The sequence below is a fragment of the Mesorhizobium sp. CNPSo 4689 genome, assembly GCF_057784325.1.
In genome coordinates this window covers 37,965-54,684 of the sequence record NZ_JBWLUZ010000019.1, presented here as the reverse complement: position 1 = coordinate 54,684, position 16,720 = coordinate 37,965, and the positions used below count along the sequence as shown (strand labels likewise).

Here is a 16,720-nt window from a genome sequence, read left to right as displayed (position 1 = left end):
CCGGAGCGTGGCGATGATCCTGAGACAATTCCTTCATTCGCAGCCGGTCGGCGCGTCCTATCTGTTCGGTTGCGGCGGCAAGGCGGCCGCAGCCGTCGTCGATCCGATCGGCGACATCGCGCCCTATCTCGAGGTAGCGCAAGCGACCGGCATGCGCATCCTCTACGTCATCGACACCCACATCCACGCCGATCATATTTCGGCGGGCCGCGCGCTCGCCGCGGCCGCCGGTGCCGACTACGTGCTGTTCGAGGGTGCGCAAGCCGCCTTCCCGTTCCGGGCGGTCAAGGATGGCGATGTCCTCGAACTCGGCAACGTGACCGCGACGGTCATGCACACGCCCGGCCATACGCCGGAGCACATAACGCTGCTGGTGACCGACCGCACCCGCGCGCCGGAACCGTGGTTCGCGCTGACCGGCCACACGCTGATGGTAGGCGACGTCGGCCGCACCGAACTCGCCTCCAGCGCCGAGGACGGCGCCAGGGCGCTGTTTGCGAGCGTCGGGCGGCTGAAACAACTGCCCGATCATATCGAGGTGCTGCCCGGGGCCTTTTCGGGCTCGGTCTGCGGACGGTCGCTGAGCGGCAAGCCGACGTCGACGATCGGCTTCGAGAAGCGCTTCAACAAGGCCTTCCGCATCGACGACGAGTCCGCGTTCGTTCAGGCGATGACCGCCGATATTCCACCACCGCCGCCCGATGCAGCCCATAACCGCGCCTCGAACGCTGGCGCTGCGCGGTGACGGCGGCGGTGGCCGCATCCTCCATAGCACTCGGTCTCAAGGCAAACTGGCGGCAATTCGCCCTGCTGGTGCTGATCAACGCCTTCGTCGGCGGCATGGTCGGCATTGAGAGAACCGTGGTGCCGCTGATCGGCTCCAAGGAGTTCGGCATCACCTCGACGACGCTGGTCGTTTCCTTCATCGTCAGCTTCGGCGTGGTGAAGGCCTTCGCCAATCTCGTCTCCGGCCAGCTTGCCGACAGCTGGGGCCGCAAGCGCGTGCTGGTGCTCGGCTGGATGTTCGGCCTTCCCGTGCCGTTCATGATCCTGTGGGGCCCGAGCTGGAGCTGGATCATCGCCGCCAACGCCCTGCTCGGCGTCAGCCAGGGGCTGGCCTGGTCGATGACGGTGCTGATGAAGGTCGACCTCGTCGGGCCGAAGGGGCGCGGACTGGCGGTCGGCCTGAATGAGTTCGCCGGCTATTTCGCCGTCGGCATCACCGCTTTCCTGACCGGCTATCTGGCCGGGCAATACGGCCTTCGCCCGGTCCCCATCTATCTCGGGATCGGGTACGCGATCGTCGGAACCGCGCTGTCGATCCTGCTGGTGCGGGACACGCGCGGGCATGTCCAACTGGAGGCGGCAAACGCTGCGAAGGCGGCCTCTCCCCTCACCTTTCGCGAAATCTTCGCCTTGACCTCGTTCGGCGACCCGAACCTGTTCGCGGCCTCGCAAGCGGGGCTGGTCAACAACCTCAACGACGGCATGAGCTGGGGCATCTTCCCGCTGTTCTTCGCCGCGAACGGCCTCGGCGTGGAGCGAATCGGAATTCTGAAAGCCGTCTATCCGGCCGCCTGGGGGGTGCTTCAGGTCGCCACCGGACCGCTCAGCGACAAATGGGGCCGCAAGGGCCTGATCGTAGCGGGCATGTGGGTTCAGGCGGCAGCCTTGCTGCTGACCGCCCTCACCCGCGACTTCCGCTGGTGGCTGGCGGCAAGCCTGCTGCTTGGGCTCGGAACGGCGATGGTCTATCCGAGCCTGATCGCTGCCGTGTCCGATGCATCCCACCCCTCGTGGCGGGCGCGCTCGCTCAGCGTCTATCGCTTCTGGCGCGACCTCGGCTACGCGATCGGCGCGCTTTCGGCAGGCCTTGTCGCCGACTTCTTCGGCTTCGCCTGGGCAATCGGATCGGTCGCGGCGCTGACATTTATTTCAGGCATCGTCGTTGCCCTGATGATGCGAGCGCCGGACAGAGGGCCAAACAGCTAGAGTGTGGTCCGACATGGCCGGTTCGCTGCCGTCCGCGTCCGCCTCTAAGCCTTGCGCTCCCAGCGCCGGTCGGACGTCTGCTGCCAATACGTCACCGTATGGCCAGCATCCTTCATCGTCTTCCAGTGGCTACGCGCGCCTTCGAGCTGGGCCGTGTCATGGCCGTCGAACAGGAAGACGGCGCGCTCGTAGCCGCCGAGATCCGCGGGCGCCGCGCCATCGACGAGGAAGCGGATCTGCGCCTGGTTCGGATTCTCCTGCCCCGTGGTCAAAAGAATCGGCTGCTCGGCCGGATAGGCTTCGCGGTCGATCGCATGCGCCAGGAAGGAATCGTCGCGGAACGTCCACAGGTGCTGGTCGAGCGCGTCGCGCCGCTCCTCGGTGCCGGTCTGCACCACGGCGCGCCAGCCGCGGTCGACACTGCGCTCGAGCAGCCCCGGCAACGCATCTTCCAGCGTCGATTCGGTCAGGTGATAGAACAGGACTTCGGCCATGGCGTTGGCCTCATCCCTCGTAGTGGTCGCGCACCAGCCGGTCGAGCAGCCGGACGCCGAAGCCCGAGCCCCAGGACTGGTTGATCTCGCTCGGCGGCGAGCCCATCGCGGTGCCGGCGATGTCGAGATGCGCCCAGGGCGTTTCCTTGACGAAGCGCTGCAGGAACTGCGCGGCGATGATGGCGCCGCCGTAGCGCCCGCCGATGTTCTTCATGTCGGCATTCTTGGAATCGATCAGCTTGTCGTATTCGGAGCCCAGCGGCATGCGCCACAGCCGCTCCTGCGTCGCCTGCCCGGCATTGGCCAGCCTCTCTGCCAGTTCGTCATTGTTGGAGAACAGGCCGGCGTAGTGCTGGCCGAGCGCCACCATGACGGCGCCGGTCAGCGTCGCCAGATTGACCATGAACGCCGGCTTGAAGCGGTCGTTGCAGTACCAGAGCGCATCCGCCAGCACGAGGCGGCCTTCGGCGTCGGTGTTCAGCACCTCGATGGTCTGGCCCGACATCGAGGTGACGATGTCGCCAGGGCGCTGGGCGTGGCCGTCGACCGCGTTCTCGACCAGGCCGATGACGCCAACGACGTTGGCCTTGGCCTTGCGCGCGGCCAGCGCATGCATCAGCCCGGTGACGGCGGCAGCACCGCCCATGTCGCCCTTCATGTCCTCCATGCCGGAAGCCGGCTTCATCGAATTGCCGCCGGTGTCGAAGGTGACGCCCTTGCCGACAAAGGCGACGGGGCTCGCCTTGGCCTTGCCGCCGTTCCACTGCAGGACGGCCATGCGGGCGCCGCGCGGCGACCCTTGAGCGACGCCGAGCAGCGAGCCCATGCCGAGCTTCTTCATTTCCTTCTCGGTCAGGATCTCGACGGTGACGCCGAGCGCCTCCAACTCCTTGGCGCGGGCGGCGAATTCCACCGGCCCCAGCGCATTGGCCGGCTCGTTGACCAGGTCGCGCGCCAGAAGCACGCCGTCGATCACCGCCACCTCGTCGGCGAAGGCCTTTTTCGCCGCGGAAGGATCGGCGCAATGGATGGTCACCTTTGCCGGCTTCTTCGGCTGGCCGTTGTCCTTGTCCTTCTTCGTCTTGTACTTGTCGAAGGCATAGCTGCGCAAAAGGATGCCGGCCGCGACGTTCGCCGCTTGCCTGCCGCCGGCCTGGGCGCCCGCAACGTCGAGCACGACGGCGACCTCGGCTGCCTTGCGCAGCGATGCGGCGATGCTGCCGCCGAGTTTCAGCCATGCATGATCGTCGAGGCTGGAAGCCTTGCCGGCGCCGACCGCCACGAGACGGTCGAGTGCTGTTCCTTCCGGCGCGAACACCTCGACGACGCTGCCGAACTTGCCGGAGAAATCCGCAGCCGGAAACGCCCGCGCAAGCGTGCCGGCCGGATCGCAGGCCTTGGCGGCATCGCTGACGCCGCCATCGTCCGCCGCCAGCACGAAGACGCTGCCCTTCCTCGACGTTGCGGTCTGGGGTGCGGCGAATTTGGCGAAGGCGATCGTAGGTCTCGAATTCATCAGGTGCTGCTTTCAGGGGTGCTGGGTGCCGGACAACGGCTTTCAAGAGTGCGCGACATTTGGTCGTTTTACGGCATTTGGCAAGACTTTGGCCGAAACCGCAGCCTATATGCGCGCCTCGAACACTATCGGATTCGCTGCGACATGACCCCGCTCCCTTGTCGCAACTTGTTGTTAACCATCAATGTTTTGCATTTTTTATCCATTGGAGCCGACACTCCGCCCGCCGGGGCGAATGATGTGGGACGAGAAACCGGATCGAGCCGCCGATGGAGCCAGTTGTGCAGGCGTCGCCGGATGACTACCTTGTCCGCGGGCATGATGCCGTTCGGCAAAATCGAGAAAAGCCTTCATGAAGGTCGTTGAACGCTACATCATGCGTCGGACATCGGCGGTCTTCCTGGCTGCGCTGACCTGGACGCTGGCGATCGTGTGGACGACGCAGGTACTGGCCAAGATCGACCTCGTCACCGACAGCGGCCAGTCGGCGCTGACCTTCTTCGAGGTCGCGGCGCTGATCATCCCGTCGATCATCCCGATCGTCGTGCCGTTCGCGCTGGTGGTGGCGGTCGCCCAGACGCTCAGCGTCATGAACACGGATTCGGAACTGGCCGTGATCAATGCCGCCGGCGCCTCGCGCTGGACCATCGCGCGGCCGATCCTGCTCCTGGCGCTGGCGGCAAGCGTCTTTTCCTTCGTCGTCGACAATGGCGTCGACCCCTATGCCAGGCAGAAGAACCGGCAGCTGGTGGCGGCTTCGCGCGCCGACCTGGTGTCGCTGATCATCCAGGAGGGCACGTTCCGCAAGATCGACGACGGCCTGTTCCTGCAGGTCGGCGAACGGCTGCCCGACAACAGGCTGGGCGGCATCTTCGTCGCCGATTCGCGCGAGGAAGGCGCCAACCTGATCTATTACGCCAAGAGCGGCAGCATTGTCGAAAAGGGCGACGAGAAGGTGCTGATGATGAATGACGGCGTCATCCATCGCAAGACGCTGACCGGTGACCTCTCGGTCATCCGCTTCACCTCCTACGCCTTCGACCTCTCGGCCTTCATGTCGGCCGCCAACGAAATCACGCTCCTCCCGAAGGACCGCACGACCCAGTACCTGCTCAACCCGAGCCCCAACGACAAGATGTTCCAGCGCAACCCGGGCGAGTATTCGGCCGAACTCGAGCAGCGTTTTTCCGAATGGTCCTACTCGCTGGTGTTCGCGCTGATCGCGCTGGCGGTGGCGGGCGACGCGCGTTCGCATCGCGAGGCGCGCATCCACCCGCTGATCACCGCAATCGTCATTGCGCTGTTCGTGCGCTGGCTTGGTTTCTTCGCCGCCGGCAAGGCGGACAAGGTTCCGCAATACGCCTATATGGTCTTCGGCGTGCCGATCGTCGCCTCGGCGATCGCCGGCTGGTTCATCCTCTCCTCCAGGACCATGGAACTGCCGGTCGCCTGGGCGGACTGGATGACCAACGTCGCCGGCCGCGCCAGCGAAACCTGGACGGCCCTCAAGCTGCGCTTCGCCAAGCGCGGCGCCTCCGGCCAGGGAGCCGGCTGATGGGCCGGACACGCTAATGGGCTGGACACGCTAATGGGCTGGACTCTGGGCCGCTATTTCTTCTTCCGCTACGTGTCGATCACGGTGTGGTTCTTCCTCGGCCTTTTGGCGCTGGTGTTCCTGATCGACTTCACCGAGCTGTCCGGCCGCACCACCGGCCTGCCGGGCTTTACCTATGGCACGGCGTTCGCGATTTCGGCGCTCAGGATGCCGATGATCATGCTGCAGACGGTGCCGTTCGTCGGCCTGTTCTCGGCGATGGCGACGCTGGTGTCGCTCAACCGCAAATACGAGCTGGTCATTGCCCGCTCGGCCGGCGTCTCGGCCTGGCAGTTCCTGTTGCCGTGCTGCATCGGGGCGCTGATGGTCGGCATGCTGTCGGTCGGCGTGCTCAACCCGGTGGCGGCGCATGCCTTCTCCTGGTCCGAGCGGATGGAAAACCAGCTGCGCGCCGGCAAATCCAACACCGTTTCGGCCGACTCGACACCTTGGATCCGGCAGAAGACCGCCTCCGGCGATACCATCATCGGTGCCCGCGCCATCCTCAACCAGGGACTGGAGATGGCGGATACCGTCTTCTTCGTGCTCGATCAGCAAGGCAACATCGTCGAGCGCAAGGACGCGGCGCGTGCCTTCCTGCGCGACGGCTATTGGGAATTGCAGGACGTCAAGGTCTTCAAGAACGGCACCATCCGCTCCGAAGCGACCGACCGCGTGGACACCAATCTCAAGCCGGAATTCGTGCAGGAGCGGCTTGCCCGGCCGGAAACGATCCCCTTCTACGACCTGCCGGGCAAGATCGAGGTTGCCCGTTCCTTCGGCCTCAAGGCAAATGCCTTCGCCATGCAGTTTGATTCGCTGGTGGCGTTGCCGTTCCTTCTCGTCGCCATGACGCTGATTGCGGCAACAGTATCAATGCGATTTGCAAGGATGGGGCAGTCGGCGACGATGATTCTGGGTGGCGTCCTCGCAGGCTTTCTGCTTTATGTCGTTTCGGTATTGGTCAAGGCATTCGGCGTGGCGGGATTCGTGCCCACAGCCGTGGCTGCATGGGTTCCGGTTGTCGTGGCTATGTTCTTCGGGGTGACGTTCCTGCTTTACAAGGAAGACGGCTAGTGAGGGAGGCGGTTTTGCGCAGCCATAGGCAGGCCGGTTTGGCACGCCTTTATGGGGCGAGCGCCTTGGCATGCCTGTTCGCCTGCGCGGTCCCGCTGGCCCCTGCGCTGGCGCAGGACGTCACGGACATGGCGACGAACGTTCCTTCCGGCTCGCAGATGCTGCTTGCCGCCGATACGCTTGTCTACAACAACGACGATCAGACCGTGACCGCCGTCGGTGCCGTGCAGATCGACTATGGCGGCAACAAGCTCGTCGCCCAGCGCGTCGTGTACAACCGCAACACCAAGCGCATGGTCGCCAGCGGCGCCGTCGAGATCATCAACAGCGACGGCACAAAGATCAATTCCGAGCATATCGACATCACCGACGATTTCGCCGACGGCTTCGTCAACGCGCTGCGTGTCGAAACCCCGGAAAAGGCCTATTTCGCCGCCGAAAGCGCCGAACGCATGGGCGGCGTGCTGACGACCTTCCACAACGGCGTCTACACGGCCTGCGAACCTTGCGAGGACAAGCCGGACAAGGCACCGACCTGGCGCGTCAAGGCGCGCAAGATCATCTGGAACGGCGAGAAGAAGACGGTTCGCTTCGAGAACGCGAATTTCGAGTTCTTCGGCTTTCCGCTTGCCTATCTGCCGGCGTTCGAGATCGCCGACCCGACGGTCAAGCGCAAGAGCGGCTTCCTGATCCCCGGCATCAACTACAAGACCGACCTCGGCTTCGGCGTCAAAGTCCCCTATTACTTCGCACTGTCGCCGACTTACGACCTCACCGTCACCGGCACCGGCTACACCAAGCAGGGCTTCCTCGGCGAGGCCGAGTGGCGCCAGCGCTTCAACAATGGCGAGTACACGCTGAAGATGGCCGGCATCCGGCAGGAGAGCCCGGAAGAGTTCATCAACAGCAGCGGCGTCAATGTCGATTCCGGCCCCGCCAGCGATCCGAACAAGTTCCGCGGCATGATGGGCACCAAGGGCCAGTTCGCCATCAATCCGCGCTGGGATTTCGGCTGGGACGTGCTGCTGCAGAGCGACAAGAATTTTTCGCGCACCTACTCCATCGACGGTTTCAGCGACGTCACACACCAGTCGACGATCTACCTGACCGGCCTCGACGGCCGCAATTACTTCGATGTGCGCGCCATGCGCTTCGAGGTCCAGGAGAACACGCTGGCCAGCGATCCGTCCGCCCGTGCCGCCCAGCAGCCATGGGTGTTGCCGTCGCTCGACTATGCCTATATCCCCGACATGTCTGTCGCCGGCGGGCAGTTGTCGTTCAACGTCAACGCGCGGGTCATCAGCCGCGACCGGCTGGATCAAGCCTTCGAAACTCCCTATGACGACAGCACGCCCGTTGAGCGGGTGCGCGGCATCGAAGGCCAGTCGAGCCGCCTCACCGCCGAAGCCGAATGGAAGCGCACCTTCACCACCGATGGCGGCCTGCAGCTGACGCCGCTGCTGGCGCTGCGCGGTGACGCCGGCTATGTCAACGCGACCTCGAACTCGCTCGCCGCCATCAACGAGATGGCGACGAATCTCGGCGTCGACGACAATATGCGCACGTCGCTGGCGCGCTACATGGCGACCGCGGGGCTCGAAATGCGCTGGCCGGTGCTGTTCTCGATGCCGAGCTCCAGCCATATCGTCGAACCGATGGCGCAGGTGTTCGTGCGCCCGAACGAGCAGTATGTCGGCGGCCTCGCCGTACCCAACGAGGACGCGCAGAGTTTCGTCTTCGACGCCACGACGCTGTTCGAGCGCGACAAGTTTTCCGGCTATGACCGCATGGAAGGCGGCACGCGCGCCAATGTCGGTTTCCGCTATTCCGGCGCCTACGACAATGGCTGGAGCACCAATGCGATCTTCGGCCAATCCTACCAGCTGGCAGGCCAGAATTCGTTCACGGCGCCCGACCTGGTCAATGTCGGCGCCTATTCCGGACTGGACAAGTCGACCTCCGACTATGTCGGCCTGATCGGCTTCAGCAGCGCGAGCGGCTTCTCCGGCTCGCTCAGCGGCCGTTTCGACGAACAGAGTTTTGACGTCCGGCGCGCCGAGGTGAAAGCCGCCTATTCCGGCCTGCCGGTTTCGCTCAGCGCCAAATATGCCTTCATCCAGGCGCAGCCGCTTTACGGCTTCACCACCGATCGCCACGAGGTCACGCTCGGCGCCTCGACGCATCTTGCCGAGAACTGGCGCGTCTTCGGCACCGGCACCTACGACCTGAAGCAAAGCGTGCTGGTCAAGGACGGCGTCGGTTTTGCCTATAATGATTCCTGCTTCACCTATTTGATGACGTTCTCCGAATCGCGCGACACGATCACCAAGGAAGTGTCGCAGAATGTCGGCTTCAACCTGTCGTTCCGCACGCTCGGCGATTTCGGCACGTCACAGAGCTCGATCGACACGATCCAGTAAAGACGGGCCAGTAAAGACGGGCCAGTAGCAGACGGGGTCATGCGCTGGTGACATCGTTTCGCCGTATAGAGCGGGCACGGGTTTCGATCACACCGCATGACCCCGAAAATCGAGATCGATTTTCGGAAAGGATCATGCGCAAAGTTAAGATGCTGCAGCGTCCTTTGCGCGTCCGAGGAACGCGCGGCGCTGTAGGAGCGGGATGGAATATTTGGGATGCTCTCGATGAGGAAATATCTGTTTTCGGCAGGATTCGCGCTGCTGATCGCGGCAACCTCGGTCTCGATTACGGTCATGACGCCGCCGGCTTTTGCCAGCGAGATCAAGTACGTCATCAACGACGTGCCGATCACCACCGGCGACATCGCACACCGGAAAGCGTTCCTGAAACTGCAGCGCAAGAAGGGCGATGCCGCCCAGGAAATGATCGACCAGACACTGCGCATGGCTGAGGTCAAGCGCCTCGGCATCAAGGTCACCGATGAGCAGGTCGACGCCGCCTACCAGCGCTTCGCCACGAACAACAAGATGCAGCTCAAGCAGCTCGACGGCGTCATGGCGCAGTCGGGTGTCGGCAAGGAGCATTTCAAGGAATTCATCCGCGCCCAGATGGCCTGGAACCAGGCGCTTTCGGCCCGTTATCGTTCGGGTGACGGCGGCTCCGTGACCGAACAGGACGCGGTCAGACGCATGCTCGACAAGGGCGGCTCCAAGCCGACCGCCATGGAATACATGCTGCAGCAGGTCATCTTCGTGGTGCCGGCGTCGGAGCGCAGCGCAACCCTTGGCAAGCGCAAGCGCGAAGCCGACGCCATGCGCGCCCGCTTCAACGGCTGCAACACCACGCGCGAATTCGCCAAGGGCCTGATCGACGTCACCGTTCGCGACCTCGGCCGGGTGCTGGCGCCGCAATTGCCGCCGGAATGGGCCGACCAGATCAAGGCCACCAAGGTCGGCGGCGCCACCGCCACGCGCGAGACGGAGCGTGGCGTCGAGTTCATCGGCATCTGCTCGTCGCGCGAGGTCTCCGACGACAAGGCCGCGCAGATGGTGTTCCAGAGCGAAGGCAACAACGACAAGAACGCCGACGATCTCAGCAAGAAGTACGTCGAGGAGCTGCGGAAGAAAGCCCGCATCGTCGAGCGCTAGGCCGTGGTCCGACAAGACGGAGCCCTGCCCTCTCTCGGTCCGGACGGGTCCGCCGGCAAAGCGGCATAGACATGCGCCGGACAGATGCCCCGCTGGCCTTGAGCGTCGGCGATCCATCAGGTGTCGGCCCGGAAATCGCCATCGCCGCATGGCAGGCCGGCGACAGCGCTGGCGTGCCGCCCTTTTATCTGCTTGCCGACCCGGCGCTGATTGCGGCGCGGGCGCGCCAGATCGGCGCCAACGTGGCGATCGCGGAAACCATGCCAGAGCAAGCAGCGCGGATATTTCACCGCGTCCTGCCGGTCGTGCCACTCGACGCCACCCAGGTCGACAGGCCCGGCAGGCCGGACAAGGCCAACGCCGCCGGCACCATCGAGGCCATCGACCGCGCCGTGGCCGACTGCCTCGGCGGCCGCGCCGCGGCGGTCGTCACCTGTCCGATCGCCAAGAAGCCCCTCTACGACGCGGGCTTCCGCTTTCCCGGCCACACCGAATATCTGGCGCACCTGGCCACGCTCCACACAGGCGCCGAGGTGACGCCGGTGATGCTGCTTGCCGGTCCGGAATTGCGCACCGTTCCGGTCACCATCCATATCCCGCTCGCCGAAGTGCCGAAGGCGCTGACGACGGAGCTGATCGTCGCCACGGCCCGTATCACCGCCGCCGACCTCGAAAGCCGCTTCGGCATCGCCAGGCCAAGGCTGGCGATAGCAGGCCTCAACCCGCATGCCGGCGAAGGCGGGTCGATGGGCCTGGAGGATCAGCGCATCATCCGTCCGGCGGTCGACCAGCTGAGAGCGGAAGGCATCGACGCCTTCGGGCCGCTGCCGGCCGATACGCTGTTTCATGCCCACGCGCGCGCCAGCTATGACGTGGCGCTGTGCATGTATCATGACCAGGCGCTAATCCCGGCCAAGGCGCTGGCCTTCGACGAGGCGGTCAACGTCACGCTCGGCCTGCCCTTTATCCGCACCTCGCCCGACCACGGCACCGCCTTCGACATCGCCGGCCAGGGCATTGCGCGCGCCGACAGCCTGATCGCGGCGCTGCGGCTCGCCCGCCGGCTTGCCGACAGCGGGACGGAAGCAGCTGCCGCATGAGCGCATCTGCATGAGCATCGACGGGCTGCCGCCGCTGCGCGAGGTGATCGAACGCCATGGGCTGCAGGCGAAGAAGGCGCTTGGCCAGAATTTCCTGCTCGACCTCAATTTGACCGGCAAGATCGCACGCGCCGCCGGCGACCTCAGCGAGACCACTGTGATCGAGGTCGGCCCCGGCCCAGGCGGGCTGACGCGGGCGCTGCTTTTCAGCGGCGCCAGGCGGGTCGTCGCCATCGAACGCGACGAGCGCTGCCTCGAAGCGCTGGCGCAGGTCTCGAACCACTATCCAGGCCGGCTCGAGATCATCGCCGGCGACGCGCTGAAGACGGATTTTTCCGCTCTTGCCGAGGCCGCCTCGGAAGGCGGCCTGGTGAAGATCGTCGCCAACCTGCCCTACAATATCGGCACCGAACTGTTGATCCGCTGGCTGACGGTGACGGCATGGCCGCCCTTCTACGCCTCGATGACGCTGATGTTCCAGCGCGAAGTGGCCGAGCGTATTGTCGCCGCCCCCGGCAGCGACGCCTATGGCCGGCTCGGCGTGCTGGCCGGCTGGCGCACCGAGGCGAGGATCGCCTTCGACGTGCCGCCGCAGGCATTCACGCCGCCGCCCAAGGTGACGTCCTCGGTGGTGCATCTGGTGCCGCGCACGAGCCCCTTGCCCACCGACGTGAAGAAACTCGGCCGTTTCACCGAAGCCGCCTTCGGCCAGCGGCGGAAAATGCTCAGGCAGAGCGTGAAAAGCCTCGGAGGGGAAGCGCTGCTGACACGCGCGGGCATCGACCCGACGCGGCGCGCCGAAACGCTCAGCGTCGAGGAATTCGTGCGGCTGACGAACGCGGTTTGAGAAGCTGCTGATCTCCCCCCTCGTGGGGGAGATGTCCGGCAGGACAGAGGGGGGCGCGAAGGATCACCACCTCTGTCTGGTCGACCTAACCAACGGCCGTCAGCCGGCTTAGGATGGAGTCTAATTTATTCGAACGCCGGCGGGACAGCGCCCCCCTCTGCCCTACCGGGCATCTCCCCCACAAGGGGGGAGATCGGCGCTCCACCGCCTCAATCCGTCTTCTCGTCCAGCAATCCGGAGACAAAGTCGAACAACCCCGGCCGGCGGTCGCGCCTCAGCCGCTCGGCGATGACGATGCCACGCACCTCGGCGAAGGCGCGATCGAGATCGTCGTTGACGATGACGAAATCATATTCCTTCCAGTGCTCGATCTCGTTGCGGGCGTTCTTCAGCCTGGTCTCGATCACCGATTCCTGGTCCTCGGCGCGGCGCTTCAGCCGCGCCTTCAACTCCTTCATCGACGGTGGCAGGATGAAGATCGAGACGATGTCGGCGCGCATCTTCTCCTTGAGCTGCTGGGCGCCCTGCCAGTCGATGTCGAACAGCATGTCGCGGCCTTGCGCCAGCGCCAGCTCCGCCGGCTCGCGCGGCGTCGCGTAGCAATTGCCGTGCACCTCGGCCCATTCGAGCAGCGCATCGGAATCGCGCAGCCGTTCGAACTCGCGCATGGTGCGGAAATGATAGTGGACGCCCTCGATCTCGCTGCCACGACGCGGCCTGGTGGTGACCGAGACCGACAGTTCGAGGCTTGAATCGCTTTCCAGAAGATTGCGCGCGATCGTCGACTTGCCGGCACCGGACGGCGACGACAGAACCAGCATCAGCCCGCGGCGGCGGATGCGGGAACCCAAATCCCTGGCGACCATTCGGGCTACTCCAGATTCTGGACCTGTTCGCGAAACTGATCGACGACCGCCTTCAGTTCTAGCCCGATGGCGGTCACCGCGGCGGCGTTCGACTTGGAACACAGCGTATTCGATTCGCGGTTGAATTCCTGCGCCAGAAAATCGAGCTTGCGGCCGATGGCGCCGCCATTGGCGAGCAGCACCCGTCCCGATGCGACATGCGTCTTCAGCCGGTCGATCTCTTCGCGGATGTCGGCCTTGGTGGCGAGGAAGGCCGCCTCCTGATGCAGCCGGCTGGCGTCGAGATTGGCGGAGGCATCCATCAGCAGGCGGACCTGCTCGGCAATGCGCTCGCGGATCGCCGCCGGCTCGCGCGACGGATCGGCCTCGGCCCTCAGCGTCAGCGCCTCGATGGCGTCGATATGGCCGCTGAGCAGCGAACGAAGCGCATCGCCCTCGCTCTGGCGCGCCTGCTCCAGCCCGGCGAGCGCCACGTCCAGCGCCGACAGGACCGCCGCATCGAGCGCGGCCCGCGCCTCTTCGGTCTCGATGGCTTCCGGGATATCCAGCACGCCACGTAGCGCCAGCAACCCATCGGCCGTCGCAGGGGCGACGCCGAACTGCTCCTGCAGCCGCTTGGCCAGTCCCGCCAGATCCTTCAGGAAGACCTCGTTGACCACCGGCTGCACCTGCGCGCCGGCGGCCCGGCCGACGGTCAGCGTCGCCTGGAAGTTGCCGCGCGAAAATCGCTTCTGCATGGTCTGCCTGACGGCCGGCTCCAATCGCTCGAAGCCTTGCGGCAGCCGCAGCCTGACCTCGACGCTCTTGCCGTTGACCGACTTGACCTCCCAGGCGATCGAGGTGCCCTGGTGTTCGGCGACCGCGCGCGCAAAACCGGTCATGCTCTGCAAATTCATGATGCCCGTACGCCCCTTGGCGCGTGATCCAGGAACCCGTTCCCGGTCAAACCACGCGCGGCTACAAAATGCCGAAACGACTGGTGCCTTCAAGCCGGCGCCGTACGTTTTCTTCAAAAATCAGCGCATCCCGCAAGGGACGATTTAAAAACCACCCGGCGCTACTGGGCGGCCCCCGCATCGCCACCGGCGTCGCCGCTATCGCCGGCATCGGCGGGGGCATCGGTCTGGCCTTCCACCTTGGCCCCGGCCTTGGCGGCGTCGTCGGCCTGCTTCTTCTGCAGCGCCCGGTAGCGGGCGACGTTCTGGTTGTGCTCTTCCAGCGTCGAGGCAAAGACGTGGCCGCCGGTGCCGTCGGCGACGAAATAGAGGTCGTCGGTCTTGGACGGATTGGCGACCGCCTCGAGTGCCGCACGGCCCGGATTGGCGATCGGTGTCGGCGGCAGGCCGTTGATCAGATAGGTGTTGTAGGGCGTCTGCTTGTCGATGTCCGACTGGTAGATCGGACGGTCGGCAGGTTTGCCCTTACCACCGAACAGGCCGTAGATGATCGTCGGATCGGACTGCAGACGCATGCCCTTGGCCAGCCGGTTGAGGAAGACGGCGGCCACGCGCGAGCGCTCGTCGCCCTTGCCCGTCTCCTTTTCGACGATCGAGGCCAGCGTGACGAAGTCGTTGATATTGGCCAAGGGTAGATCAGGCGCGCGCCGCTGCCAGACCTCCTCTACCAGCTTCTTCTGGTCGGCCAGCAGCTTGTCGACCATCTGCTGACGCGTGGCGCCACGGGTGAAGCGCAGCGTGTCGGTGGCGAGGCTGCCCTCGGACGGCTCGGTCGCAGGCATGTCGCCGGTCAGCGCATCCTGCTCGGCGATGCGCTGCAGCGCCTGCTCGACCGTCAGCCCCTCCGGGATGGTCAGCGAATACATCACCGACTTGCCGCTCTTCAAAAGCTCCATGATGTCGCGCATCGAAGCCCCGGCCTTGATCTCGTATTCGCCGGCCTTCAGCGCGGAATCATTGCCGTTGGCGCGCACGCCAAGGCGGAAGATACGGGCGTCGCTGATCAGGCCGCGCCGCTCGAGCTGGTCGGCGATATCCTGGACGCCGGTGTTCGGCTTGACCAGGAAGGTGTCGCCGGCGGCCGACGGGCCGGGCTCGTTGAACGCCTGCTTGCCGAAATAGAGCGCGATGCCGGCCGCCAGAACCAGCAGCATCACCGAGGAGATGACGAAGTTCATGAACACGACGATCTGGCTGCGCGAGGCCCGCGAGCGCCTTGGCGGCGGCGTGCCGGCCTCGGGCCGCAAGGCCTCGGCGGCCGTCTTCGGCACGATCGGACTGGATGCGGCCTGCTGCTGTCCGAATTCTCCGCCGCCCGGATTTGTGTTCATAGCGCCCTACCATCTGTCATTTCGACGAATCCCCTGGGGCAGAGTAGGGGCGAATATGGCAAAAATGACGACAGGGTTCGGGGACGCCTGCCGGCCGGCTGTTCAGCCATTGTAGCGTTGGAAGACGAGCGAGGCGTTGGTGCCGCCAAAACCGAAGGAATTGGACAGCGCCACGTCGATCTGTCTGGAACGCGGCGTGTTCGGCACCAGGTCGATCGCCGTCTCACGTTCCGGGTTGTCGAGATTGATGGTGGCCGGCGCGATGTTGTCACGGATGGCGAGGATCGAAAAGATCGCCTCGGCGGCACCCGCCGCGCCCAGAAGATGGCCGATCGACGACTTGGTCGACGACATCGAGATCTTCGACGCCGCGTTGCCGACCAGCCGCTCGACGGCGCCAAGCTCGATCGTGTCGGCCATGGTCGAGGTGCCGTGCGCGTTGATGTAGTCGACGTCGGCGGGCGACAGCTTCGCCCGGTTCAGCGCCGCCGTCATGCAGCGGAAGGCGCCGTCGCCGTCTTCGGCGGGCGCGGTGATGTGGTAGGCGTCGCCGGTCAGGCCATAGCCGGTGACCTCGGCATAGATTTTCGCGCCGCGCGCCTTGGCGTGTTCGAGTTCTTCGAGAACTACGACGCCGGCGCCCTCGCCCATGACGAAGCCGTCGCGGTCGCGGTCATAGGGACGGGAGGCTTTTTCCGGTGTGTCGTTGCGCTCGGTCGACAGCGCCCGGCAAGCGGCGAAGCCGGCAAGCGAAAGCCGGGTCACCGGCGATTCGGCGCCACCGGCCAGCATCACGTCGGCATCGCCGAAGATGATCAGCCGGGCGGCATCGCCAATGGCATGCGCGCCGGTCGAGCAAGCGGTGACGACGGCGTGGTTCGGGCCTTTCAGCCCGTGCCGGATCGACACCTGGCCGGACACCAGGTTGATGATGTTTCCGGGAATGAAGAAGGGGCTGATGCGGCGCGGTCCGCGCTCGTGCAGGATCAGCGCGTTCTCAGCGATGCCCTCGAGGCCGCCGATGCCGGAGCCGATCATGACGCCCGTGGCGCAGCGCTCCTGCTCGGTCTGGGGCTCCCAGCCGGAATCCTTCAGCGCCTCGTCGGCGGCCGCGATCCCGTACAGGATGAAGTCGCCGATCTTGCGCAGTTCCTTCGGCTCGAGCACGGCTTCGGGATTGAGCGAGCCGTTGGAGCCGTCACCGCGCGGAATGACGTGGGCGATCTTGCAGGCAAGATCCTCCACTTCGAATTCGGTGACACGCTTGGCGGCGCTGCGGCCGGTCAGCAGTTCCTTCCAGCCATGCTCGAAGCCCATGCCGAACGGCGAAACCAGGCCAAGGCCCGTGACGACGACACGCCTCATCGCAGGTCCTCCC

The 16,720-nt window shown here is 65.1% G+C and carries 14 protein-coding genes; 8 read left to right on the top strand and 6 right to left on the bottom strand.

Annotation, left to right across the window (positions count from 1 at the left end; all coding sequences use genetic code 11):
• Positions 1-13 precede the first annotated feature (13 nt).
• Both AC04SI_RS21785 and AC04SI_RS21780 read left to right on the top strand, forming a co-directional pair.
• Positions 14-745, top strand: a complete 732-nt coding sequence (locus AC04SI_RS21785) for an MBL fold metallo-hydrolase (RefSeq protein WP_404280768.1) — start codon at positions 14-16, stop codon at positions 743-745.
• On the top strand, positions 742-1,992 hold the full coding sequence (locus AC04SI_RS21780; RefSeq protein ID WP_404280766.1) for an MFS transporter: 1,251 nt from the start codon (positions 742-744) through the stop codon (positions 1,990-1,992). Before AC04SI_RS21785 ends, AC04SI_RS21780 begins: the two co-directional genes overlap by 4 nt.
• Positions 1,993-2,036: 44 nt before the next feature.
• On the opposite strand, the gene AC04SI_RS21775 is transcribed toward AC04SI_RS21780, so the two are convergent.
• Positions 2,037-2,486 (bottom strand): DNA polymerase III subunit chi, encoded by a 450-nt coding sequence (locus AC04SI_RS21775; RefSeq protein ID WP_488474852.1) that lies wholly within the window; start codon positions 2,484-2,486, stop codon positions 2,037-2,039.
• 10 nt (positions 2,487-2,496) lie between these two features.
• Entirely contained in the window at positions 2,497-4,002 is a 1,506-nt protein-coding gene (locus AC04SI_RS21770) for a leucyl aminopeptidase (RefSeq protein ID WP_404280761.1), read from the bottom strand.
• Between the two features lie 352 nt (positions 4,003-4,354).
• Between AC04SI_RS21770 and lptF the strand changes: the two genes are divergently transcribed.
• The 6 genes from lptF (at position 4,355) to rsmA (ending at position 12,189) form a co-directional block, all read left to right on the top strand.
• On the top strand, positions 4,355-5,557 hold the full coding sequence (gene lptF, locus AC04SI_RS21765) for an LPS export ABC transporter permease LptF (RefSeq protein ID WP_404280759.1): 1,203 nt from the start codon (positions 4,355-4,357) through the stop codon (positions 5,555-5,557).
• A 33-nt stretch (positions 5,558-5,590) separates the two neighbouring features.
• The gene (lptG, locus tag AC04SI_RS21760; RefSeq protein WP_006203732.1) at positions 5,591-6,673 is read left to right on the top strand and encodes an LPS export ABC transporter permease LptG; all 1,083 of its coding nucleotides are present in this window, start codon (positions 5,591-5,593) and stop codon (positions 6,671-6,673) included.
• On the top strand, positions 6,673-9,093 hold the full coding sequence (locus AC04SI_RS21755) for an LPS-assembly protein LptD (RefSeq protein WP_488474851.1): 2,421 nt from the start codon (positions 6,673-6,675) through the stop codon (positions 9,091-9,093). Before lptG ends, AC04SI_RS21755 begins: the two co-directional genes overlap by 1 nt.
• A 216-nt stretch (positions 9,094-9,309) precedes the next feature.
• The gene (locus tag AC04SI_RS21750) at positions 9,310-10,242 is read left to right on the top strand and encodes a SurA N-terminal domain-containing protein (RefSeq protein WP_404280756.1); all 933 of its coding nucleotides are present in this window, start codon (positions 9,310-9,312) and stop codon (positions 10,240-10,242) included.
• A gap of 71 nt (positions 10,243-10,313) precedes the next feature.
• Positions 10,314-11,342: a 4-hydroxythreonine-4-phosphate dehydrogenase PdxA gene (gene pdxA / locus AC04SI_RS21745; RefSeq protein WP_404280753.1), complete on the top strand. Its 1,029-nt coding sequence runs from the start codon at positions 10,314-10,316 to the stop codon at positions 11,340-11,342.
• A gap of 10 nt (positions 11,343-11,352) precedes the next feature.
• Complete coding sequence (rsmA, locus tag AC04SI_RS21740; RefSeq protein WP_404280751.1) at positions 11,353-12,189, top strand: 16S rRNA (adenine(1518)-N(6)/adenine(1519)-N(6))-dimethyltransferase RsmA; 837 nt, start codon at positions 11,353-11,355, stop codon at positions 12,187-12,189.
• A 209-nt stretch (positions 12,190-12,398) separates the two neighbouring features.
• Here rsmA and gmk read toward each other — a convergent pair whose 3' ends face one another.
• The 4 genes from gmk to fabF all read right to left on the bottom strand — a co-directional run bounded on the left by gmk (position 12,399) and on the right by fabF (position 16,707).
• The gene (gene gmk / locus AC04SI_RS21735; protein WP_404280750.1) at positions 12,399-13,055 is read right to left on the bottom strand and encodes a guanylate kinase; all 657 of its coding nucleotides are present in this window, start codon (positions 13,053-13,055) and stop codon (positions 12,399-12,401) included.
• Positions 13,056-13,060: 5 nt separating this feature from the next.
• Entirely contained in the window at positions 13,061-13,951 is an 891-nt protein-coding gene (locus AC04SI_RS21730; RefSeq protein WP_404280748.1) for a YicC/YloC family endoribonuclease, read from the bottom strand.
• Positions 13,952-14,112: 161 nt separating this feature from the next.
• Positions 14,113-15,342, bottom strand: a complete 1,230-nt coding sequence (gene mltG, locus AC04SI_RS21725; RefSeq protein ID WP_488474850.1) for an endolytic transglycosylase MltG — start codon at positions 15,340-15,342, stop codon at positions 14,113-14,115.
• 102 nt (positions 15,343-15,444) lie between these two features.
• Entirely contained in the window at positions 15,445-16,707 is a 1,263-nt protein-coding gene (gene fabF, locus AC04SI_RS21720) for a beta-ketoacyl-ACP synthase II (protein WP_404280745.1), read from the bottom strand.
• Positions 16,708-16,720 lie beyond the last annotated feature (13 nt).